Raw genomic sequence first — 22,672 nt, 5'->3', positions numbered from 1 at the left:
CCCTGGACCTTACTTGATCGCCTTCTGCAGTTGCTGCAGCTGCTGGGTGCGGGTGTTGAGGCGGGCTTCGCCGCGTTCGGCGTCGACCTTCTTCAGCTCGGCTTCGGCCATGCGCAGCTTGATGGTCTGCATGGCGGTCTGGATGCGTTGCTGGGTCAGGTAGGCCAGCTGGTCGACGGTGCGCTCGTTCTCACCGTCCTTGTAGGCCTTGTCGGCCTTGGCCAGCCAGGTGCCGGCGTCCTTGGTTTCCAACGCCGCCAGCTGGGTGGCCTGGGGCTGGGATTCGAGGGCGGCGTAGTCGTTGCGCGCCTTTTCCAGGTTGGGGTTGGGCGGCGTGGCGCAGGCGGCCAGGGTGAGGGTCAGCGCCGACATCAGCGGGAGCAGAAAACGTTTACGCATGGTTTCGTCCTTCAAGAGAGCGGGCAGCCTTACTGCTGCACCTTTTTCTGTAGATTCTGTTGCAGCTGGAGGTTGATCTGACCTTCCTCACGGATCTGCTGGATGCTGTTCTGGGCATCCTGCAGCGCCGCCTGGGCCTTGGCGGCCTGGGTCTTGCGGGTCGCCAGACGGGCATCCCACTCGGCCTGCTCGGCCAGGCGCTTGGCCTCGTCGTACTTCTCGTTGGACAGGGCGGCCTGGGCCTGGGTCCACTTGTCCTGGGCCGACTTGGTCTCGATAGGGGCGAACTGGTTGCCGCCGCCGCTCACGGCTTCGTTGACGGCGGACTGGGTCACGGCCATCTGCGCGGTCGGCGGGTTGCCGGCGCAGCCCGCGAGCAGCAGACCGCCGCCCAGGACCAGGCTGGCGAGCAGCGCACGAGGCGCGGAGAACGAAGAGGCACGAGCGGGACCGGTTTTCATCCGAACATTCCTGGCAGGTCGCCCGGAATGGGCGACAGTGCCTTTGAGACGACGAAAACGCGGCGAGGTTCGCTGCAGAACCCCAGCCGAGGGCGGCTCGCTGCGGTCAGGCCCGTACCGCCTGGTACAGCGCGCGGATCAGATCCGACTGGGTGATGATGCCCACCAGGCGGCGCGAGCCGTCGATGATGGGGATGTGGCGGTGGCCGTTCTCGGAAAACACCGGCACCAGATCGATCAGCAGGCGGTCGGCGCTGGCCACCCGCACGGTACGGGTCATGATGTGGCCGACGCTGTTTTCCTCCTGGCGCGTGCGCGGGCGGACCAGCGATCTCAGGCGCCAGCCGAGGCCTTCGTGGACGTCCAGATCGATCTGCCGCATGAAGTCGGCGACGGTGACGATGCCCAGCAGATGACCCTGGCGATCCACCACCGGCAGCGCCTTGATGCGCCGGGCGCGCATCAGCGCCCAGGCTTGCTGCAGCGGCATCTCGGCGCGGGCCGTCACCGGTTCGTGGCTCATGACGTCGGCGCAGCGCAACTCGCCCATCTTGCGCTGGTAGGCGCGCGCCTCCACCTGTTCGAGCAATTCGGCGAGGTCGTCGCGGCTGATGTCCAGCACCTGGTTGTAGCGTGCCAGCACGGCGTCCAGGTCGGCGCGCTGCAGGCGCGTCTCGCCACTCGGCTCGGCCGGGCGTGGCACATGGGGCCAGGGGCGGCGGGTCAGGTTGTTGTAGAGCAGGCCGGCGCTCACCAGCAGCAGCGAATCCAGCGCCACCGGACTCCAGGCATAGCTGAAGTCCTGGGCGCCGATCAGCACCATCAGCAGCGCCGAGGCGCCACCCGGCGGGTGCAGGCAGCGCAGGGTGAACATGGCGGCGATGGCGAGGGCGACCGCCACGGCGGCGGCCAGGTTGGCCTCGGGAATCCACAGCGCGCAGGCGATGCCGATCAGCGCCGACAGGGTGTTGCCGCCCACCACCGACCAGGGCTGCGCCAGCGGACTGGAGGGCAGGGCGAACACCAGTACGGCGCTGGCGCCCAGCGGCGCCACCAGCGCCAGCGCCAGGGCGCCATGCTGATGCACCGGCTGGCCTTCCAGCCACCAGGCGGCGAGCAGGGCCGCGAGCAGGATGCCGAGGCCGGCGCCGAGGCTGGCGCGCAGCCGCTCGCGTCCGTCGATGGGCAGCGGCGCCGGCCAGAAGGCGCGCAGGCCCTGGACCAGGCGGGCGAAGAGAGACGGCGAAGGCGACGGCGTAAGGGGTTCCTGGGACATGGGAAAGGCAGCTGCTGGGCAGAACGAGGGCGCTGATGGTCCCTCCTGGGCGCAGCCCTGGCAAGACCGGCGCGGCGCGCTCGGCGCCCGGGTCGACGGCCAGGCGGCGACCCAGAGCGGCTGCCGTCTCCAGGCGATTTTCTGCTGCGACCGCCGGGGCTGCCGTAGTAGGATCATCGGCTGGGTGTCGCCGCAGCCACGCGGTAGGACAGGTTGAATCGAGCGCAGGTCGGGCCGCCGCGCGGAGTACGGCTGCCCATGAACTCTCCCCTTTCTCCGGCCAGGGCCCTGGCCTATCTCAATCGCTTCGTCGCGGCCGAAGCGGCCGGTGGTGTCGTGCTGATGGTGGCCGCCGCCATCGCCCTGATCGTCGCCAACTCGCCGCTGGCCGAGGGCTATTTCGCCAGTCTGCACTGGTACGTCGGTGGCCTTTCGCTCGGTCACTGGATCAACGACGGCCTGATGGCCATCTTCTTCCTGCTGGTGGGGCTGGAGATCAAGCGCGAGATGGCGGTCGGCCAACTCGCCAGCTGGGGCGATCGCGCCCTGCCGGGGCTCGCCGCCCTGGGCGGCATGCTGGTGCCGGCACTGCTCTATGCCCTGGTCAATCGCCACGATCCCCAGACCCTCTCGGGTTGGGCGATTCCCGCCGCCACCGACATCGCCTTCGCCCTGGGCGTGCTGTCGCTGCTGGGTTCGCGGGTGCCGGTGTCGCTCAAGGTGTTTCTCTCCGCCCTGGCGATCCTCGATGACCTCGGCGCCGTGCTGATCATCGCGCTGTTCTACACCAGCGACCTCTCCAGCAGCATGCTGCTGGCCGCGGCCGGTCTGGTGGCGGTGCTGTTCGTGCTCAATCGCCTCAAGGTCACCGCCCTGTTGCCCTATCTGCTGGTGGGGGCGCTGCTATGGTTCTGCATGCTGCGTTCGGGCATCCATGCGACCCTGGCCGGGGTGATCCTGGCGCTGTTCATTCCCCTGGGCGACACCGAGGCCGACGACGCCTCGCCGCTGCTCAAGCTGGAGTCCGCGCTGCATCCCTGGGTGGCCTTCCTGATCGTGCCGCTGTTCGGCTTCGCCAATGCCGGGGTCTCCCTGGCCGGGATGTCACCGGCCAATCTGCTGGATCCGGTGCCCCTGGGCGTGACCCTGGGGCTGTTCCTTGGCAAGCAGATCGGGATTTCCCTGATGGCGGTGCTGGCCATCCGCAGCGGTCTGGCGCGGCTGCCCGAGGGTGCCAGCTGGCTGCAGCTCTATGGCGTGGCGCTGCTCTGCGGCATTGGCTTTACCATGAGCCTGTTCATCGGCGCCCTGGCCTTTCCGGGGGCGCCCTTCCTGGTCGACGAGGTCAAGATCGGCGTGCTGCTGGGGTCGCTGCTGTCGGCCCTGGCGGGCGTTGCCGTCCTGCTCCTCGCCGCCCCTCGCCGTTGAGAGGAGTCTGAGATGCCCTATGCGCTGTTCGCGGTGATGTTTGGCGGTGCCCTCGGCAGCGCCTGTCGCTGGTGGGTCGGTCTGCGGCTGAATGCGCTGTTTCCGCTGCTGCCCCTGGGCACGCTGCTGGTCAATCTGGTCGGTGGCTTCGTGATCGGCCTGGCGCTGGGGCTGTTCTCCCGTTATCCGGGGCTGGAAGCCCAGTGGCGCCTGCTGCTGGTGACCGGCTTCTGCGGCGGCTTCACCACCTTCTCGACCTTTTCCGCCGAGGTGGTGGGGCTGCTGCAGAGCGGCCGCCTGGGCTGGGCGGCGCTCACCGTGACCATCCATGTGCTGGGCTCGCTGCTGCTGACCCTGGCCGGTTTCGCCCTGGCCGGTCGCCTCGGCTGAGACGCCCGGCCAGCTGGCCTCAGGCCGGCGCCGCCGGGGCCTGGCGCCGCGGCTTGAATCTCAGCGCCGGCGCCTCGATCAGGTGCCAGGAGAGCACCGCGAACCCCAGGGTCAGGACATAGCTCACCAGCAGGAAACCGGGCAGCGAGAAGCTGTCGGGAAACCAGTGCATGAGCAGTTGCTGGACCGGGAAGTTGAACAGGTAGAGGCCGTAGGAATAGTCGCCGAAGCGGCCGAAGCCATGCAGCACCGGTACCTGCACCTGGGCCAGGTAGATGATCACATAGGCCAGCGACACCAGGTGGATCACCGGCAGGACATGCCAGACGATGGCCGCCAGCGACAGCAGGCAGAGCGCCAGGGCGATCTCCAGGCGCCAGGGGATGCGCGGTCCCGCGAGTTGCAGCAGGGCGCCGGCGAAAAAGAACATGCCCAGGCTGAACACCTTGTGCAGCACGAAGCTGGCGATGCCCATCTGCGGCAGCAGCAGGAAGTTGCCCAGCACCAGCACCACCAGGGTGGCCATGACCACCGAGCGGGTCAGCAGCCCCAGCACCCCGATGATCAGCAGCGACAGGTACATGAACACCTCGTAGGGCAGGGTCCAGTAGCTGCCGTTCACCGTGTCCGGAAAGGGATTGCCGGTGAAGACGCCGGGCAGTTCGAAGCGCGTCATCAAGAGGATGTTCTTGAAGAAGCCCAGGGTCTGACGATCGCTGAAGTAGGCGCTCGTTTCCCGGCTGGTGGCCAGCCAGCCCACCACCAGCACCGAGAACAGCACCGAGACGATCAGCGCCGGAAAGATCCGCAGGGCGCGCTTGAGCAGAAAGTCCAGGGGATTGCGACTGCGCTGGAAGGACGCCGTGATCAGGAAGCCGCTGATCACGAAGAACACATAGACGGCGATGTTGGCCGCGTCGGTGAAGCCGGTGAAGTTGAGGATCGGCTCGGCGCCGATATGCCCCGAGAGCCAGAAGCCGTGGCCGATCACCACGGTGGAGGCCGCGGCGAATCTCAGGAAATCGAAGTTGTTGCGTCCCTGGGGGACGTGGGCGGTAGTCATGTCTGCTCCTCGCAGCCGTGGCCCATGCCGCGGCCACCCTCCGGGAGCGGACTCCGGCTGGACGGCGACGCGAACGGCATCGGCAGAGACGCCCGTCATAAGACGCGCGCAGGCAAAGGCCGCTGCCGGCTGGGCCGGCAACGAAAGGACGACAGCCGACACGATCAGCGAGATCGGCCGGCCGGCGAGGGCAGGGGTGCTATGGGGGGCTGAGCGGCGCGAAAGCGGGCGTCATGCGCCAGGACTCCGGAAAAGCGGTACCGCACGCGGGAACGGGGGCGGCGAGACGCGCGCAGGCGAACGGGGTCTGGGGCCTCCCGGCCGCCCCGGTCATTGCGTGCGCCTCGCTCATCAGGCGCTGGCCTGCAGCGGCTGGTCGTGCACGTCTTGCGACTGTTCCAGGGCGAAGGGTTCCTGGGCGAAGTAGAGGGCGGCGCTCTGGCGGGCGTGATCGCCGAATTCATGGGGATGGCGCATGACGATCCGCTCGAAGGCGCCCGGCTCCAGGCCGTCTTCATAGAAGCCGTTGTGGCACTGCAGGATGCCCGAGGCGCAGACGCTGCGCTCGACCGCGGCGATCAGGCCGCCGGCCCTGAGGCTCTTGACGATGTTGTGCGGCAGCCGCTGGCGGCGGCGCAGGCTGGCGGCGGTGTCGCTGAGGGTATCGAGGATCTCGCTCTCGGCGGGCGTCAGCTTGCGTACGTCCAGCTTGGACTTCTGCACCAGGTAGCGACGGGAGAGCAGGCGGGCCTGGTCATTGAGGGCCTTGAGCACCGCGCCGCTGAGTTCACCCCGGGTGAACAGGCCGGTTTCCAGGGCGATCAGATAGGACCAATCGTTGATGAGCGGAATCTTGCTGATGTCACGTTCCATGTGAGTGCCTGCGTCCATTTAAGTTGGCTAATTGAGGATAGGACACCCTCAATGGTTCCAGATGGCCAGTATAAGGTGACGAGTGGCATGGAATTTGACGGTCCTGACAAGAATTGTCGGTTTTTTGTCGAAGTGGATCACGCCTTGGGGATGCAACCTCAACGTTGCGCTTGGGGTCCCTTGCTGGAGCCCTGGCGCGAGTCGGGTAACCCTTCGCAACGTCAGGTGATGAGATGAGTGACCCTGCAGCCGCTACGCCCCCCGCCGATCTCGAGTGTGATGTCGCCGTGATCGGGGCCGGAACCGCCGGCCTCGCCGCCGAACGCGCCGCCCGCCGCCAGGGCGCGCGCACCTTGCTGATCGACGACCGCTGGGCCGGCACCACCTGTGCCTCCGTGGGCTGCATGCCCTCCAAGCTGCTGATCGTCGCCGGGGAGGCTCATCATGCCGTCCGCCGCGCCGGCACCTTTGGCATCGAGGTGGGCAGCGTCGGCGTCGATGGCGCGGCGGTCATGGCGCGGGTGCGGCGCGAGCGCGATCATTTCGTCGCCGCCACCAAGGAGGGTTTCGCCAAGTTGCCCGAGGGCGTGGCCCAGCAGGCGACGGCGCGCTTCGTGGCGCCAGATCGCCTGCAACTTAGTAATGGTAAGACGATAAGCGCCCGTAGCGTGATCATCGCCACCGGCTCCTACCCCCTGGTACCGGAACCCTTCGACGCCCTCGGCGAGCGGGCGCTGACCAACGAGACGATCTTCGAACTCCCCGATCTGCCGCGTTCGCTGGCGGTGATCGGCACCGGTCCGGTGGGCCTGGAACTGGCCCAGGCCATGGCCCGCCTCGGCGTGGCCGTCACCCTGTTCGGCCAGGACGATGGCCTGGGCGCGCTGGAGGACCTGGAGGTCAAGGCCGAGTTGCGCAAGATCCTGGAACAGGACCTGACCCTGTACCTGAACGTCGAGGTGGATGCCCGGCGGGAGGGCGAGGGCGTGCGACTGTCCTGGTCCGGCGCGGCGAGCGGCGAGGGCGACTTCGACTACGTGCTGGTGGCCGCCGGACGACCGCCGCGGCTGAAGGGCCTGGGGCTGGAGACCACCGGCATCGAGCTGGACGACCATGGCACCCCGGTCTACGACCCCGAGACGATGCAGTGTGGCTCCTCGTCGATCTTTATCGCCGGCGATGCCGACCATGACCGGCCGATCCTCCACGAGGCCTCCGACGAGGGGGCCATCGCCGGGCACAATGCCGCCTGCTATCCCGAGGTCCGACCGACCCCGAGATCGCCGCTGTTTTCGCTGATCTTCACCGATCCGCCGGTGGCGGTGCTGGGCAGTCCGCCCGACCAGGGCAGTCTGATCGGCACCTCTTCCTACCACGACCAGGGCCGCGCCCGGGTCGAGGCGCGCAACCAGGGCATCGCCCGCTTCTATGCCGAACCGGGTACCGGCAAGCTGACCGGCGCGGCCATGGTCGGACCGGGCATGGACCATATCGGCCATCTGCTGGTGCTGGCGCTGATCCACGGCGAGACCGCCAGCTCGCTGCTGGACATGCCCTTCTACCACCCCACTCTCGAAGAGGGCCTCAAGAGCGGCCTGCGCGAGATCTGCAAGGCCGCCCACAGCAACCTGCGTGGCGATCGCGACCAGGGTTTGCCGTCCGGGGCTTGAGGAGGGGTATTCGATCCGCCAGTGGAAAAGGCTGCGCCGTTTTCCACGCTACGGTTTGGCTGAAGGCACCCTCAGCCCAACCCTCTCCCAGGGGAGAGGGGGCTGTCCGGCGTAGCAGGGAGGTTCAACGTCCGTAGGGTGGATAACGGCGCAGCCTTATCCACGCGTCCCGGAATCCCGGCCAACAAAAAGCCCCGGGGGATCACCCGCGGGGCTTCTGCTACCGCCAAACAGTCATCAGGCCTTGAAGCGCCGCACCAGGCCGTCCAGTTCGCCCGACAGCTGCGACAGGCGCGAGGAATCGCGGGTGGTGGACTGGGCCAGGCCTTCCACCTGCTGGGCGTCGTCGTGGATCTGGGCGATGTGGCGGTTGATGTCCTCGGCCACCTGGTGCTGTTCCTCGGCCGCCGCAGCGATCTGCAGGGCCTGGTCGCGGATCTCGTCCACCGACTGGCGGATGCCTTCGAAACTGCCACGCGCCTCGCTGATGGAGGCCACGCTGGTCTGCGACAGCTCCAGGCTGGTCTCGATCTGGCGGGTGACCTCCTGGGTGCGCCGCGCCAGGCTGCCGAGCAGGCCGTCGATCTCGCCGGTGGAGTCGGCGGTGCGCTTGGCCAGGGCCCGCACCTCGTCGGCCACCACGGCGAAGCCACGCCCCTGCTCACCGGCCCGCGCCGCTTCGATGGCGGCGTTGAGCGCCAGCAGGTTGGTCTGTTCGGCGATGCCGCGGATGGTGTCGAGGATGGTGTTGATGTTGTGGCTGTCCTGCTCCAGCACCGCCATGGCCTGGGCCGACTGGGCCAGGCTGCCGCTGAGCTGGTTGACGTTGCCGGTGGCCTTCTCGATCTGGCCGTAGCCTTCCTGCACCTTGTGATGACCGGCGTCGGCGGAGGCCGCGGCCTGGCTGCAGGAACGCGCGACCTCGTTGGAGGTGGCGACCATCTCGTTGAAGGCGGTGGAGACCAGCTCCACGGCTTCGCGCTGGCGCCCGGCCACTTCATTCATGCTGGCCGCCGCCTGGGTGGTGGTCTGCGAGGCCTGTTGCAGGTCGTTGGAGGCCTGGCCGATGCGCTGCACCAGCTGGCGGATGCTGGCGAGGAACTGGTTGAACCAGCCGGCCAGGGTGGCGGTTTCGTCCTTGCCCTGGACGCTGAGACTCTTGGTCAGATCGCCTTCGCCCTGGGCGATGGATTCGAGGCCGGCGGAGACGCCACGGATCGGCCGCACGATCATGCCGGCGAAGGCGGCGCCGAGCACGGCGAACAGCAGCGCCAGCACCGCGGTGATGCCGGCGATCTGCCAAGTCAGGGCGGTGGCCTTGCCCATGACTTCGCTGCGCTCGATCAGGCCGATGAATTTCCAGCCCAGATCCTTGGCCGGATAGACGTTGACCATGTAGTCGGTGCCGTTGAGATTGACCTCACCCAGGCCGCTCTGGATGCCGCTGAGGGTCTGGTAGGCGTCACCCAGCTCCTTGAGCTGCTTGAAGTTGTGCTTGGGGTCGCGCGGGTCGACCAGCACGTTGCCGCTGTCTTCCACCAGCAGCAGGTAGCCGCTCTGACCCAGGGTGATGCTCTTGACCAGATCGGTGAGCTGCTTGAGCGAGATGTCCAGGCCCACCACGCCGCGGACCTTGCCGCTGGCGTCTTCCATGGTCCGCACCACACCCATCAGCGAGACGTCGTCGGTGGCCCAGTAGTAGGCCGGGGTGCGCACCACCCTGCCGGGATTGTTCATGGCCGCCTGGTACCAGGGGCGCACGCGCGGATCGTAGTTGGCCAGCTTGGCGTCGTCCGGCCAGCTGACATAGCCGCCATCGGCCAGGCCGACCGACAGGTAGGCGGTGGTGGGGTGGGTCTTGGCGAAGCGGGTGAAATAGGCCAGCGCCTGCTGGCCGGCTTCCGGCTGCGGCAACTGGGCGGCGTCGGCGCCGCTGTAGTTCTTCAGGCCTTGCAGCGCGACGATGTTCGGCTCCTTGGCGAGGAAGTCGACGTTCTGCTGGATGCCGGAGAAAAACTGCTGGATGTTGCGATCGATCTGGCGGATTTCGCGCCCGCTGCCGTCGAGGAAATCGCCGGTGGCCTGGCTGCGCACGTTCATGATGACCACGCCCGCCACCAGGATCACCGGGAGGCAGGCGGTTACCGCGAAAAGCGAGGTGAGTTTCTGCTTGATGTTCATCGAAAGCCCCGGTCGCGCCCTGGCGCGAAGAATGACGGCGACATGCCTTCACTCTGCATCGGCCCGGATAAGTCCGACTTGATACGGGATGAGAAATTATTCCATTTGGTCCGTAACAAGCCGGAAAATCGCCGATCGGTCGGCTAACGACCCGCTATAACTCTTTCTTCAGATGACGTTCGATTTCTTCCAGGGACTTGCCGCGGGTCTCCGGCAGGCAGAAATAGACGAACAGCAGCGAACCCAGGTTGATGGCGGCGAAGACATAGAAGGTGTAGTTGCCGATGGCTTCCAGGGCCACCGGAAAGCTGAAGGCCACGGTGGCGTTGCACAGCCACTGCACGGCCACCGCCACCCCGGTCAGCAGGCCGCGGACCTGGTTGGGAAACAGCTCGGACATCAGCAGCCAGTAGACCGGCGCGATGCACATCTGCATGAACAACAGGAACACCAGGATGCAGGCCAGCGCCAGGTAGCTCTGGGTGAGGTCTGGCGGCAGCCACAGCAGCACGCTGCCCAGCGCCAGTTGCGCCACGACCACGATCACCAGGCCGATCAGCAGCAGGGTACGGCGTCCGGCGCGGCCGATGGCCCAGATGCCGAGCAGGGTGGCGATCACCGAGACCACGCCGTTGCCGATGGTGGCGGTCAGGGCCGCGCTGGTGCCCATGCCGGTGCTCTTGAGGATGATCGGCGTGTAGTACATGAAGGCGTTGACCCCGGTGAACTGGGCGACGAAGCCCAGGCCGATGCCCAGCAGAAGCAACTTGACCACCCAGCCCTGGCTCAGCAATTCGCGCAATGGCGGGCGATGCCTGGCCTGTTCCTCGCTCTCGCGCATCTCCTCGACCTCGCGCTGCACCTCCTCGGGGGTGTCGCGTAGGCGTTCCAGCACGGCTTCGGCTTCTTCGATCCGACCCTTGGCCGCCAGCCAGCGCGGCGAGGTGGGCAAGAGAAAGGTACCGGCGAACAGCAGGATGCCCGGCACCATGGCGATGGCCAGCATGTAGCGCCAGATGCCGTTGTCGTGCACCAGCCAGGCGAGCAGGGCGCTGAGCACATAGGCCAGCAGCTGACCGCTGACGATCATCAGTTCGTTGCGACTCACCAGGCGACCGCGGCGCTTGGGGCCGGCGATCTCGGCGATGAACACCGGCACCGTGGCCGACCCGCCGCCCACCGCCAGGCCGAGCACGAAGCGTGCGACCACCATCAGTTCCACCGAGGGCGCCACCGCGGTGCCCAGGGCGCCGACGACGAAGAGGATCGACAGCAGGCGCAGGGTGGTGCGGCGGCCATAGCGATCGGCGAGATAACCCGCCGCCAGCGAACCGAAGGCCGCGCCGACGATCAGGGCGGCGGTAACCAGCCCCTCGGTATAGGCATTGAGGCCCAGGCCGCCCTGGTCGGGTGGCAGGGTCATGAAGGGCAGGGCGCCGGCGATGATGCCGGTGTCGTAGCCGAAGGCCAGGGCGCCCATGGTGGCGACCAGCACGGTAATGAAGATCAGCCGGCGGGCCGAAGCCTTCTGGTCGGGGTCGACGGCGGGGGAAGCGGAAGCGGACATGGCAGAGCGGGATCCTGGCAAGACACGAAGGGGGCCGGCAGCGGGCGCCCCCAGGCCAGCGAAGCGAACGAATGCAACGTTTCGAGTCAGCGAAGGGGCGCCACGAGTGCAGGCGTGGGGGATTAGGGCGGGGATGCCGGCTGGAGTTCCCCAGGGCGCGTGGCAGTCCCGTTCCGACCAACGGGCCGCGCCGCAGGCGCGGCGCGAGGGGTTTTCGCGAAGGGCCCGCCTTGAGCCCCGCAAGCCCACCGGCGCTGGGCGTGCAGCCCGGCGCGGGTGCGGCGGGCAGTCGTTTTGCGGCGCCGCTTCGACTGGAACTCGGGCGGCCGGCGCTGGCTCAGCTACCTCGAAGCCCACCTGAGAAACGACCATGGATGCACCCTGCGCCGTCACCTACCAGCCCTTTCCGGAAATCGAGCAGCCCAACCGCAGCGGTCGGCTGCGGGTGAGCGCGTTGCACGAACTCTACTGGGAGGAATGCGGCAATCCCCAGGGCGTGCCGGTGGTCTACCTGCACGGCGGACCGGGCGAGGGGGCCGAGCCCAGCAAGAGGCGCTTCTGGGATCCGGATCACTACCGCATCGTGCTGTTCGATCAGCGCGGCGCCCTGAGATCCACCCCCCTGGCCGAAACCCGCGACAACACCACCCAGCACCTCATCGATGACCTCGAACGGTTGCGTGAGCACCTGGGTATCGAGCGCTGGCTGCTCACCGCCGGCTCCTGGGGCACCACCCTGGCGCTGGCCTATGGCGAGGCCCACCCCGAGCGCTGCCTGGGTTTCCTGCTGCGCGGCATCTTTCTCGGCACCTCCGACGAGGTGCACTGGTACCTGCACGGCATGCGCCGCTTCTTCCCCCGTGCCTACGAGGATTTCGTCAGCTGGATTCCGGAAGACCGGCGCGATGCGGCTCTGGACGCCTACCTCGAACGTCTGCTCGGCGAAGATCCGCAGGCGCGCCTGGACGCCGCCCGGGCCTGGGTGCGGTACTCGGCCAGCTGCTCCCTGCTGCGCCACGATCCGGAAGGCGTGGAAGCCCAGGCCGCCGACGAGCAGACCACGCTGGGCATGGCCGTGCTCGACGCCTGGTACTTCAAGCATCAGCTGTTTCTCGAAGAGGACCAGTTGATCCAGGGCCTGGCGCGCATCCGCCAACTGCCCTGCTACCTGGTCCAGGGCGGCCACGACATGATCGCCACGCCGAATTCCGCCTACCAGCTGCACAAGGCCTGGCCCGGCTCGGTGCTCAAGATCGTCAACGACGCCGGGCACGCGCCCACGGAGCCCGGCACTACCAGTGCCCTGATTGAAGCCACGGAGCGTTTCAAGAGTGACGGGCGCTTTGCCTGAGGGCCTCAGTGGCCCAGCCGCTCCACCAGGAAATCCACGAACACCCGTACCCGCGCCGGCATGGTCGAGCCGCCGACGAAGACCGCGTGGATGGGCTCCAGATCGCCCGGATTCCAGGCCTCCAGCAAAGGCACCAGGGCGCCGCTGCGCAGGTCCTCGGCCACGCTGAATTCCCCGATGCGGGCGATACCGGCGCCTTCGCGGGCCAGCAGCGCCAAGGCCTCGCCGCTGTTGCACTCGATGTTGCCGCTGATCTTCAGGGCGAAGGCCTGGCCATCACGGACGAAGGGCCAGTCGGGCAGGGCGCGGCGAAAGTTGAATCTCAGGCAATTGTGCTCGAGCAGGTCTTCCGGCACCTGGGGCGTGCCGTGGCGGGCGAGATAGGTCGGCGAGGCCACCACCACCTGCCCGGTGACGCCGATGGGGCGGGCGCTCAGGGGGCTGTCGGCCAGCTGGCCGAAGCGGATCGCCACGTCGGCCTGGCCAGCGAGGATGTCCACCACCTCGTCGCCCAGCGCCAGGTCCACGACGATGTCCGGATAGCGGGCGCTGAAGGCCGCCACCAGCGGCACCATGGTCATGCGGCCATGGCCGAGGGCGGCGCTGACGCGCAGGCGCCCGCGCGGTACGCCCTGGTCGGCGATGGCGTCTTCCACCTCGGCCAGGTCCGCCAGGATCCGTCGCGCCGCGCGCAGATAGGCCTCGCCCTCGGCCGTGAGGGTGATGGCCCGGGTGGTGCGCAATAGCAGTCGCGTGCCGAGGCGCTGCTCGGTACGGGCGATGGAGCGACTCACCGCCGAAGGCGTCAGGCGCAGGGCTCTGGCGGCGGCGGACAGGCTGCCGGCCTCCACCACCTGGGCGAATACCGCCATCTCTCCCGAGCGACCATTCAGATCCACTTGTGACTCCAGGGCAAAGGTGCATGCCAAAACCGCCATCTACCGGCGCTTGAGCGGGGAGCTTAGCATTCGCAGCATAGATAAGGAGCCTTTCCCATGCGTATCAATCCACCCCTGCTGGCCCTGGCCACCGGTGCCTTCGGCATCGGCGTCACCGAATTCGCGCCCATGGGCATGCTGCCGGGCATCGCCGCCGATCTTGGCGTGTCCATTCCGGCGGCGGGTCTCTTGATCAGCGCCTATGCCCTGGGCGTACTGATCGGCGCGCCCCTGATGACCCTGACCACCGGCCGCATTCCGCGCCGTCATCTGCTGATCGGCCTGATGGCCATCTTCACCCTCGGTAACCTGATGTCGGCGCTGGCGACCGACTACACCAGCCTGTTGATCGCCCGGGTGGTGACCTCGCTCAACCATGGCGCCTTCTTTGGCGTCGGCGCCCTGGTGGCGGCCAGCGTGGTCGCCCCGGACAAGCGCGCCGGGGCGGTCGCCGCCATGTTCATGGGCCTGACCCTGGCGACCATCGGCGGGGTGCCCCTGGCCACCTGGTTCGGTGAGTTGCTCGGCTGGCGCCAGGCCTTCTGGGGCATCGCCGGACTCGGCCTGCTGACCATGGCCGCGCTCTGGTTCGCCCTGCCCAACGTGGCCCTGCCACCGAGCGATGGCGTGCTGGCCGAGATCCGCGTGCTGGGTCGCCCGCCGGTGCTGGCCGCCCTGGGTCTGACCGTGGTCGGCTCCGGTGCCATGTTCACCGTCTTCACCTATATCGCGCCGATCCTCGCCCGCGAGACCCATGGCTCCACGGCCTTCATCACCGCCATGCTGGTGCTGTTCGGCGTCGGCCTGACCCTGGGCAATCTCTGGGGCGGCAAGGCGGCGGACAAATCCATCGACCGCACCCTGATCGCCTCCCTGGGCGTGCTCATCGTGGTGCTGCTGGCCTTCAGCGTGCTGATGCGCTGGCCGCTGGCGGCCGCCGTGGCCATCCTCGTCTGGGGCATCGCCAGCTTCGCCCTGGTGCCGCCGCTGCAGATGCGCGTGATGGAAGCCGCCAAGGACGCCCCCAACCTGGCTTCGGCGGTCAACATCGGCGCCTTCAACCTGGGCAATGCCCTCGGCGCGGCCCTGGGCGGCGCGGTGATCGACGCCGGTCTCGGCTATCCGGCGATCTCCCTGGCCGGCGCCGGCATGGCCGCCCTGGGCCTGCTGATGACCCTGGCGCTGGCCTGGCGTGGTCGGGCAGCCGGGGCCGCGGTAGCCGGGTAGCCACGTCACCTGCGGCGATCCGCTTTCCGCGGGCGTCGCAATCAGACTGGCACCACCCCTGTCGCTCTGGTCACAATCGGGTCTGACCTTTCCCAGGGAGTCTTGGCGATGGACCGGACCTGCACCACCTTCTACCTCGAAATGACGGCCTCGACCGAGTTGCGCGAGAAGCCGCCACGGCCCGACCTGCAGATCGTCGAGTGCGAGGTGCCGCAACCCGAACTCAACCGCTTTCTCTATGCCCTGGTCGGCCAGGCCTGGGACTGGAGCGATCTGAACGGCTGGAGCGACGCCCAGTGGCGCGCGCTCGTGGAGCAGGACGGGCACCGCACCTGGGTCGCCTATCACCGCGGCGCCATCGCCGGTTACTACGAGCTGTACCGCCCGGACGGCCGCAATGTCGAGATCCGCTACTTCGGCCTGGCCGGCGCCTTCATGGGCCTGGGCTTCGGCGGTCCGCTGCTCAGCCATGCCCTCCGTTCCGCCTGGGAGTGGCCTGGCACCGAGCGCGTCTGGGTGCACACCTGCACCCTGGATCATCCCGCCGCGCTGGCCAACTACCAGGCGCGTGGAATGCGGATCTATCGCGAGGAAGACGCGCCCCTCTGAGGCGCTGCGCCAGCCGTTCGGTGCGTCACCCTCGACGCACTGAACGCCCGATCGTTGTTTCCAGTCCGACTATTCAGAAACGACCTTCTGTGGATAGACGGCATGCAAGCACTGAAAAGCCAGTTGGCGGCGCTGGACCCGCCCATCAAGCACGAGATCCAGTCCCAGGGTGACAACCTCCTGATCACCCTCATCGATCCCGCCCGGCCGGCGCGGGTGTCGCGCGTGCTTAACCAGACCCTGGTGCGCAACACCGCGCTGCTCTACGAGGTGATCCGCGACGCCATCAACGAATTGCGCGCCATCGGCAGCCTGCCGGCCATCACGGCGGACGAGATCTATCCGGACGACTAGCGACGCCGGGCGGCCCGGGTCAGCGCCCGCTGACGCCGTTATCCCGGTGCCTTGTCCATGCCAGAAGGAAAGCCTTCGATGAACGATGAACAGCGGGTCCAGGCCCTTACCCAGCGGCAAAAGCTGCTGGCGGACTTTGGCGACTTCGCGCTGCGCTGCGAGGACCTGGACGAGATCCTCATGCGCGCCTGCCACCTGGTGGGCGATGCCCTCGGCACCGAGCTGTCCAAGGTGCTGGAGATCGAGCGCGGCGAGCACCAGGCGCTGGTCCGCGCCGGGGTCGGCTGGAAACCCGGGGTGGTGGGCCAGGCAAAGGTGTCCCTCGGCGAGCGCTCCTCCGAAGCCTATTCGATCAAGGTCAGCCGCCCGGTCATCACCCCGAACATCCACCAGGAAGAGCGTTTCGATCTTGCCGACTTCCTGCGCGAGCACGGCGTCCAGGCGCTGGTCAACGTGCCGATCTTCCTGCCCGGCGGCCGGCCCTATGGCCTGCTGCAGGTCGATGCCCGCGAGCCGCGGGACTTCGGCGAAGAAGATGTGGAATTCCTGCGCACCTACGCCACCATCCTCGGTCCGGTGATCGACCGTCTGCTCAAGACCAGCGACCTCAACGACGCCCTACAGGCCAACACCCGGCTGATGCAGGAGATGCAGCACCGCATCAAGAACCACATCGCCATCATCGCCGGGCTGGTCTGGCTGAGATCCCGCGCGGCCCAGTCCGACGAGGCCCGCCAGGAGCTACAGGGCATCGGCGCGCGCATCGACGCCCTGCGCCTGGTCCATGAGCAGCTCTATGCGGCCAACACCGCCCAGCAACTGCGGCTGCGGCCCTTCGTCATGCAGCTGCTGGAGAATCTCTGCCACCTGCACCAGGAGCACTCCGGCCAGGTGCGGCTGCAGATCGGCATCGCCGACGTCGACCTGGACCCGGACACCGCCGTGCCCCTGGGCATGATCCTCACCGAATTCGCCTCCAATAGCCTCAAGTACGCTTTCGACGGCGAGGGCGGCCTGCTGGCGGTGGACATCGATCTCGCCGAGGACGACACCTGGCGTGTGCGCATCCAGGACGACGGCAAGGGCCTGCCGTTGCAGACCTCCGCCCGCAAGCCCGGCTCGGGCACCGGCATGAAGCTGATCGAGGGCCTCGCCGGCCAGATCGGCGCCCACGCCCAATGGTCCCGCGCCGGCGAGCGCGGCACAGAGTTGCAGTTGAGCTTCAGGGTGAAGGGCTAGGGGGCCTCGACCACCGCCGGCGTCACCGCCGAACCGGCCAGCAGGCCGCCATCCAGATTCAGCTCGCTGCCGGTCATGTAGGCGGCTTCATCGGACGCCAGCAGCAGCGCCACGGCCGCCACCTCTTCGGGGCGGCCAAAGCGTCGCAGTGGCGTGTCCCGTACCAGCGCCGCCATGCGTGCCGCGCGATCCGGGCCATCGCCCAGCATGGGCTCCCACATCGGCGTGAGGATGGCGGCGGGGTGGATCGAATTGCAGCGGATGGCGAGGCCCTGTTCCGCGCAATAGAGCGCCACCGTCTTGCTGTGATTGCGTACGGCCGCCTTGGACGAGGCATAGGCCGCCGCGCCGGGGATACCCACCAGCCCGGAGCGCGACGAGATATTGATGATGGACCCGGCCCCGGCCGGACGCATGGCGCGGATGCCATGCTTGCAGCCGAGAAAGACGCCATCGAGGTTGGTGCGATGCACCGCGTGCCAGTCTTCGAGCCGGGCGTGTTCCGGATCGTGGGCCGCCACACCCTCTTCGAAGCCGGTGATACCAGCGTTGTTCACCAGCACGTCGAGCCGACCGCGCTCGGTGAGGATCTGCCCGGTCACCCGCCGCCAGTCAGCCTCCAGGCGCACATCCAGGGGCCGATAGCAGGCACGGTCGCCCAGTTCGGCTGCGACGGCGTGGCCGAGCTCGGCGTTGAGGTCGGTGACATAGACGAAGGCGCCTTCCGCCACGAAAGCCCGGGCGATGGCGGCGCCTATGCCCTGGGCCGCGCCGGTGACCAGGGCGGTCTTTTCCTTGAGTTTGGCTGCCATGGGAATACGCCCTCCAGATCGTGACAGGCATCCGAGGGTAGTCCAGCCGGTCGGGTCAGGGGGCCAGCATCACGCCTTGGCGCTCACTCCGCCAGTGCTTTCGCCGGCTTTCTTCAGGGCTTCGGTATAGGCGGCGTAGGCCGTCGTCAGGGCTTGGCTGGCGGCGGCGACATTGGCCTGGGCGGCTTCGCGCGCAGTCTTGCTGGCTTCCTGCTCGGCCTTGCTGCCGCCCTTGCTCTGGGCTTCCACCGCGCGCAATTGCTTCTGCGCCAGCTCCAGTTGCCGCTTGGCCATGTCGATGGCCTTCTGCAGGGTATCCAGAGTCTTGTTGCCGGTGCTGCCCTTCTCGCTGGCAGGGGCAGCGTCGGCTTCGGCCTGGTCCTTGATCTGGTTCAGCGGATTGGGCTTGCCGATCCCCTTGGGCTTCTTGGATTGCTCGACCTTGGCCGCCTCTTCCTCGGCGGTGGGCTTGGCCGTCGCGCCACCCAGCCTGAGCGTGGGCGCGCGCAAGATGCCGTGGCCGATGCCATTCACCGACAGCGTGCTGGACATCGCGGACTCCTTGAAAGGTACATCTCAAGGGTAACGGCCGCGAAGGGCAAAGATTGAGCAAGAGTGGCGGCGGGGCCCACGGCGGCTGCCGGAGGGGCCCCGCTGATGCCTGGCTACTGGCTGATGACGGCGTGGTTGGAGAAGCCGCTCTGGGTCAGGTTGATGGCATTGCCCGCGGTGCTCTGGGTGAGGTCGGCGGTGTGCTGGCTGCCGCTCTGGGCGACGGTGATGCTGGAGGCATTACCGGTCACGTAGGCCGTCACCCCAAGATTGTCGCCCTGCTGATCGACCTTCAGCTGGCCGTCGTTGCCCAGGTAATAGGCGGTGATGCCATTGGCGTCGCCATTGGACGCCAGATCCAGCTGATTACCCTCGCCGGAGACGGTGGCAGAGGCGCCATTGCCGTTACCTGTCTGCGCCAGGGTCAGCTTGCTGCCCACGCCATAGACATTCACGTCCGCGCGGTTGAGATCGCCGCGCTGGGCGATGTCGACGGTACTGGGCCGCGAGTAGCTGCTGGAGTGCCGAACGCGGGCATCGTTGCCGTTGCCCTCCTGCACCACCCTGGAATCCACCCGCTCGCCGCCTTGCTTGAGGCCGATATAGTTGTCATTGCCGCGCTGCTCGACGATCGTGGTCGAGTCCTCGCCGTTCTGACTCACCCAGGCCTCGTTGCGCAGGCCGAAGCTGGTCACCTGCAGGTCCTGGCGGTCACCGTGCTGAGCCAGGTCCAGCTTGCCGTTGAGTCCATCCTGGCGGACCGTCAGGGTGTTCTGGCCCGCGGCGTAGCTGTCCTGCTCGATGTCGATCCGATGATAGCCACCGTCCTGATGGACAGAGGTGTCCTGCCGCAAGCCGCTCTGGCGCACCACCGTCGCGTTGCCGCTGCCCGGTCCCTGATCGACCTGCACCCGGTCATAGCCGCCATCGCGCTGCTCGATATCCACCAGGCGCTGCGATCCCCAGACCTGATTGACCTCGACCACGCTCCTGGCGTTGGTCTGCACCACCCGCACGCGGTCATCGGCATCGTTCTGCTGGGTGACCTGGGCATTGAGAAAGCTGCCGCTCTGCTGGATATCCGCCTGGTTGCGCGCCGACAGCTCGCTGCCCTGGTTCAGGTTCACCACATTGAAGCCGCCATTCTGCTGAACGTTGGCCGTATTGGACGCGGCCCAGGCGGCACCGGTGTTGGCCAGCAGCAACGCGACCATGAGGGAGCGGGAGGTTTGCATGGGGACGGTCCTTGTGAGTGATTGGCCGAGCGTACTAATTGATAAGAAATGGACAGAGGTGTGGGCTTTATTAGGGAATAATTTAATTGACGATGCAGGACTTGCAATCGGCCAATGGATTGATATGTGATACCCAGATAGGGTTAATGTGGTTTGATTTTTGAGGGGTTGTTCTCTAGTGCGCGTGATGGTTTTACGGTGTGGCTTTGTGTTGGTATTTATTTAGATCTTGCGGTAGTTATTCTGGGGTGATGTTTTATAGTCTCGCAATCAGGAATGTTTTTATTGTGTTTTAATTGCTGTGCCTTTCCTAGTTCTCTGGCATCAATATTCGTGCTTCGATTCCTATTTCTTGGAGGAGGAAAAGCAATCCGCCACCCTCGATCAGCTCTATAGGTTTGTCTTTAGCAAATTCAAAAGCGTCTGGTCCATAGCCACTAGTGGTTACTAGGATGCCTTTGTTTGCACCTTCGTTCATCATCGTTCCATAAAGATCTCTAACTGCCGAAACTCCCACGGTGTGCCTATAGCGTTTTGCTTGGATTACTACTTTCCCTCCTAAAATTGGGCGAGGGTCGTAAGCAATACAATCAACACCGCCATCTCGTGAGGATCTTGTAAGTTTTGACTCCAGTCCCATCTTTGAGAAAAGGTTTGCTACAAGAGTTTCAAACTCGTATGGGTTAAGGTCCATCAGGTTGGTGGCAGAACTCAACTGTGACGTAAGGTCCTGTTGGTCAACAAAACGTTTGTCTATCATGTGAAACTCAATAATGGGTCTGACGGGTTGAGCTTCGCTTGGGGATCTAGAAACATGGGCGCCTAGGTTTTTCAGGCACACGGCGCGGTCTACCCGCGCTAAGTCTATCTCTGTAAAAGTTTTGCGCGTCGTTCGGACAGAAACAAGATGTGGCTGTATCTCGCGGCCGGTTGCGGGGTCGATTGTGCTCACGTATCCGCTAAAACAGCAGGTTTCAAGAAACTCGCCTTGGTCAGCCTCGAAGATTTCATGTAAGCATCTTAGTGCTATGCTCGCTACAAGATCTGAATATAATGCTTTTATTTCTGCAGGTTTGCGCAGTTTCTCAACGATTTCGTCCCTGGTTTTGATATAGCGATACTCAGCTACGCTCGGAATTATCTCTACTCTAGGGATTTCGTACTCAATTACCAGTTGTTTTGAGTCAGGTTGGTAGGCCAAAGAAAAATTTTGCGGAAAACCTTCTGGGTAGACAGATTTTTCGAGAACCATGCTGCAGTAAGTTATAATAGACTCCGGGTCACCCTCATAATAAGAGTATCGAAACGCATCGACTTCAGAATCGCGAAGCGCTTTCTTTTCTAGAAAAGCCGACACCCTTGCTTCATAGTCCTCGCGAGCTTTCTTCAATAGATCTAAACGTTGCGTATTCTGAATGTTGACTTGCTGCTCGCTAGCAATGTATTGCTCATTGGCAAGTCTTAGTTTTTCGGAGTGTTTGGATTTGTAGCCCGGTATCAAAAAAGCATACCAAGGCAAGGAGGGCAGTTTTGACGTAAATGACTCTAAAGAGGGGCCTTTTATTGCAGTTGTTAAGGACTTTGCTGGAGCGAATGGCGATGGGTTTTCTAGAACCCTAAGCGAGTCAAAGGTAACTGTATCATCAACCGTTAATGTTGCGGATAAGATATTCTCAAGTTCGTTTAGTAAAAGTGTAATGTTATCATTTTTGTCGCGTGCTTCTTGCATTTGAAATTCTAAATAGTTTTGCTTTGCAAGTCGCTCGGATTCGCGACTATAGCGAGCTTGCTCGCGTTCTTTTATAGCCCTATCTCTTCTTTGTTGACGCTGCTCGCGATCGGTCTCACGCTCTAGAGCGCGTTGCTCAGAGGCTCGCAGTCGTTGCTGTTTGGCTGTTTCACGTGCTATGGCTCGAATCACTTTCTCAAAGCCGCTTCTTTTTGCCATATGCCCTCTTTTAATAAAAAAGTTGTATAAAATATATAAGGGAAGGTTTTCAGTATAGACCGCTCTCTGCCAAAGCGTTGGGCAGTAGAAATGGATTTGAACGGACTGGAATTGGCGGATTCGATAGTATTTTGCTAAAAATGGATCATCTCATCGGCCCAAACTCTTCAGCCGCTGAGCAATACCTCTCGCGAGTCGGTTCCTGCCCCCTGGCCTTATCTAATGCTACACATTGGCCCTTGAACCACTGCTTCGCCCCCTTCCTACATTCCCGATACTCAATCGAACCCCTGCGGTGATTCCCACAAACGCTGCCATAATCAATCCGGTTGTCCTGCACTTCCCACGCAGCCAAATACGAACCATTGCCGTCCCATTTACGAACCCAGTGGCTTTCGCTGAAAGAGGGTGAGGAAGAGGTATGCACGGGAGCTAACTCCCGCCCCGCCTTGTACTGAGCGAGATAGGCTGCCGACACCATTCCCTGCGGAGCCGAAGTCGGCTCTTGGGCGCGAGGCACAGCGCCATAGCGGCACCGCAGTACATCTTCATCCACCACGTTGCCTTGCTTGAGGCAGGCATCCAGCGGCTGAGAGGTGGCTATGACTTGGCGCGGAACAGGCGCAGAGGAAACAGGCGGAGGTGCGGGAGTTTGGCTTTCCGCGACTTCAACGGAAGGTTCAGCCACAGGCGCAGGATGCAACCAGCGCTGCACCCCAGGCCAGTTGAGCCAGAGCAGGGCGATAGGCACCAGTAGCCAGACGAATAGCAGAGGAGAGCGCTGAGCCTTGCGGCGGCGGTGGTAGTCGGGAACGGCGTCGAGTTCGGCGATGAGCGCGGCGCGGTAGTCTTGCGCGGTCTTGCCGTGACGGTCTTTGGGTGGCATGGCGGCGTCCTGGCCGGGGCCGAGACGAGGGATCGTGACGGCTGCTTCCTTGTGATGGACTTCACGTTAGGTGGCAGGTAGCGGAGCGTCAAGGCTGGCGAAGTGCCGGATTGCGTCCGTTCGCGTAGTTAAGTCGGACGATTTTGCGTGGGATAGGGTTGAAACCCGCGAGTGGCCAGGGGTCGGCTTGTGGCAAGGTGGTGGTCACAGCCT

The 22,672-nt window shown here is 65.2% G+C and carries 20 protein-coding genes and 2 pseudogenes; 8 read left to right on the top strand and 14 right to left on the bottom strand.

The features are described 5' to 3' along the window. Nucleotides 1-15 precede the first annotated feature (15 nt). The 3 genes and pseudogenes from QKY98_RS01070 to QKY98_RS01060 all read right to left on the bottom strand — a co-directional run. Nucleotides 16-399, bottom strand: a pseudogene (locus QKY98_RS01070) (DUF4398 domain-containing protein); the annotation flags it as partial. Nucleotides 400-428: 29 nt separating this feature from the next. Further along, nucleotides 429-860, bottom strand: a complete 432-nt coding sequence (locus tag QKY98_RS01065) for a DUF4398 domain-containing protein (protein WP_027600079.1) — start codon at nucleotides 858-860, stop codon at nucleotides 429-431. Between the two features lie 106 nt (nucleotides 861-966). After that, complete coding sequence (locus QKY98_RS01060; RefSeq protein ID WP_037006749.1) at nucleotides 967-2,136, bottom strand: HPP family protein; 1,170 nt, start codon at nucleotides 2,134-2,136, stop codon at nucleotides 967-969. Nucleotides 2,137-2,394: 258 nt separating this feature from the next. Here QKY98_RS01060 and nhaA point away from each other — a divergent pair, with 258 nt between their 5' ends. After that, nucleotides 2,395-3,564, top strand: a complete 1,170-nt coding sequence (gene nhaA, locus QKY98_RS01055) for a Na+/H+ antiporter NhaA (protein WP_074585405.1) — start codon at nucleotides 2,395-2,397, stop codon at nucleotides 3,562-3,564. A gap of 12 nt (nucleotides 3,565-3,576) precedes the next feature. After that, nucleotides 3,577-3,954, top strand: a complete 378-nt coding sequence (gene crcB, locus QKY98_RS01050) for a fluoride efflux transporter CrcB (protein WP_027600082.1) — start codon at nucleotides 3,577-3,579, stop codon at nucleotides 3,952-3,954. 19 nt (nucleotides 3,955-3,973) lie between these two features. On the opposite strand, the gene QKY98_RS01045 is transcribed toward crcB, so the two are convergent. Beyond that, entirely contained in the window at nucleotides 3,974-5,017 is a 1,044-nt protein-coding gene (locus QKY98_RS01045; protein WP_027600922.1) for an acyltransferase family protein, read from the bottom strand. Between the two features lie 351 nt (nucleotides 5,018-5,368). After that, a complete protein-coding gene (locus QKY98_RS01040; RefSeq protein WP_027600084.1) occupies nucleotides 5,369-5,890 on the bottom strand; it encodes a hypothetical protein in 522 nt (173 codons plus the stop codon). Between the two features lie 233 nt (nucleotides 5,891-6,123). On the opposite strand from QKY98_RS01040, the gene QKY98_RS01035 reads away from it, so the two are divergent. Beyond that, nucleotides 6,124-7,560, top strand: a complete 1,437-nt coding sequence (locus QKY98_RS01035) for a dihydrolipoyl dehydrogenase (RefSeq protein ID WP_284670195.1) — start codon at nucleotides 6,124-6,126, stop codon at nucleotides 7,558-7,560. Nucleotides 7,561-7,797: 237 nt separating this feature from the next. Here QKY98_RS01035 and QKY98_RS23825 read toward each other — a convergent pair whose 3' ends face one another. From QKY98_RS23825 to QKY98_RS01025, 3 genes and pseudogenes are all read right to left on the bottom strand, one after another. Beyond that, entirely contained in the window at nucleotides 7,798-8,565 is a 768-nt protein-coding gene (locus QKY98_RS23825) for a methyl-accepting chemotaxis protein (protein ID WP_371099676.1), read from the bottom strand. An 87-nt stretch (nucleotides 8,566-8,652) separates the two neighbouring features. Then, nucleotides 8,653-9,660 (bottom strand): annotated as a pseudogene (locus tag QKY98_RS23820) (cache domain-containing protein); the annotation flags it as partial. A gap of 235 nt (nucleotides 9,661-9,895) precedes the next feature. Next, nucleotides 9,896-11,308, bottom strand: coding sequence for a sugar porter family MFS transporter (locus QKY98_RS01025; RefSeq protein ID WP_267401033.1), 1,413 nt, complete (start codon nucleotides 11,306-11,308; stop codon nucleotides 9,896-9,898). A 370-nt stretch (nucleotides 11,309-11,678) separates the two neighbouring features. Between QKY98_RS01025 and pip the strand changes: the two genes are divergently transcribed. After that, nucleotides 11,679-12,659 carry a prolyl aminopeptidase gene (pip, locus tag QKY98_RS01020; RefSeq protein WP_284670193.1) on the top strand — a complete coding sequence of 327 codons (981 nt, stop codon included), beginning with the start codon at nucleotides 11,679-11,681 and terminating at the stop codon, nucleotides 12,657-12,659. Nucleotides 12,660-12,664: 5 nt separating this feature from the next. Here pip and QKY98_RS01015 read toward each other — a convergent pair whose 3' ends face one another. After that, nucleotides 12,665-13,558 (bottom strand): LysR family transcriptional regulator, encoded by an 894-nt coding sequence (locus QKY98_RS01015; protein ID WP_284670192.1) that lies wholly within the window; start codon nucleotides 13,556-13,558, stop codon nucleotides 12,665-12,667. Between the two features lie 96 nt (nucleotides 13,559-13,654). On the opposite strand from QKY98_RS01015, the gene QKY98_RS01010 reads away from it, so the two are divergent. From QKY98_RS01010 to QKY98_RS00995, 4 genes are all read left to right on the top strand, one after another. Beyond that, nucleotides 13,655-14,824: an MFS transporter gene (locus tag QKY98_RS01010; RefSeq protein ID WP_027600916.1), complete on the top strand. Its 1,170-nt coding sequence runs from the start codon at nucleotides 13,655-13,657 to the stop codon at nucleotides 14,822-14,824. Between the two features lie 108 nt (nucleotides 14,825-14,932). Continuing rightward, a complete protein-coding gene (locus QKY98_RS01005) occupies nucleotides 14,933-15,433 on the top strand; it encodes a GNAT family N-acetyltransferase (protein WP_284670191.1) in 501 nt (166 codons plus the stop codon). Between the two features lie 102 nt (nucleotides 15,434-15,535). After that, nucleotides 15,536-15,787: a hypothetical protein gene (locus QKY98_RS01000; protein ID WP_042136971.1), complete on the top strand. Its 252-nt coding sequence runs from the start codon at nucleotides 15,536-15,538 to the stop codon at nucleotides 15,785-15,787. 78 nt (nucleotides 15,788-15,865) lie between these two features. Further along, nucleotides 15,866-17,026 carry a sensor histidine kinase gene (locus QKY98_RS00995; RefSeq protein ID WP_284670190.1) on the top strand — a complete coding sequence of 387 codons (1,161 nt, stop codon included), beginning with the start codon at nucleotides 15,866-15,868 and terminating at the stop codon, nucleotides 17,024-17,026. On the opposite strand, the gene QKY98_RS00990 is transcribed toward QKY98_RS00995, so the two are convergent. From QKY98_RS00990 to QKY98_RS00970, 5 genes are all read right to left on the bottom strand, one after another. Next, nucleotides 17,023-17,838, bottom strand: coding sequence for an SDR family oxidoreductase (locus QKY98_RS00990; protein WP_027600101.1), 816 nt, complete (start codon nucleotides 17,836-17,838; stop codon nucleotides 17,023-17,025). The genes QKY98_RS00995 and QKY98_RS00990 overlap by 4 nt on opposite strands. Nucleotides 17,839-17,907: 69 nt before the next feature. After that, nucleotides 17,908-18,390: a hypothetical protein gene (locus tag QKY98_RS00985; protein WP_284670189.1), complete on the bottom strand. Its 483-nt coding sequence runs from the start codon at nucleotides 18,388-18,390 to the stop codon at nucleotides 17,908-17,910. A 113-nt stretch (nucleotides 18,391-18,503) separates the two neighbouring features. Next, nucleotides 18,504-19,625, bottom strand: a complete 1,122-nt coding sequence (locus QKY98_RS00980; protein WP_284670188.1) for a hypothetical protein — start codon at nucleotides 19,623-19,625, stop codon at nucleotides 18,504-18,506. A gap of 310 nt (nucleotides 19,626-19,935) precedes the next feature. Then, the gene (locus QKY98_RS00975) at nucleotides 19,936-21,573 is read right to left on the bottom strand and encodes a restriction endonuclease (RefSeq protein WP_284670187.1); all 1,638 of its coding nucleotides are present in this window, start codon (nucleotides 21,571-21,573) and stop codon (nucleotides 19,936-19,938) included. Between the two features lie 145 nt (nucleotides 21,574-21,718). Beyond that, entirely contained in the window at nucleotides 21,719-22,459 is a 741-nt protein-coding gene (locus tag QKY98_RS00970) for a hypothetical protein (protein ID WP_284670186.1), read from the bottom strand. Nucleotides 22,460-22,672: the final 213 nt, after the last annotated feature.

Origin of the sequence: Pseudomonas sp. HR1 (assembly GCF_030175875.1) — a bacterium.
Lineage (GTDB): Bacteria > Pseudomonadota > Gammaproteobacteria > Pseudomonadales > Pseudomonadaceae > Chryseomonas > Chryseomonas oryzihabitans.
Note: the sequence above shows the minus strand (reverse complement) of the source record. Positions and strands in the feature narration are given on the sequence as shown.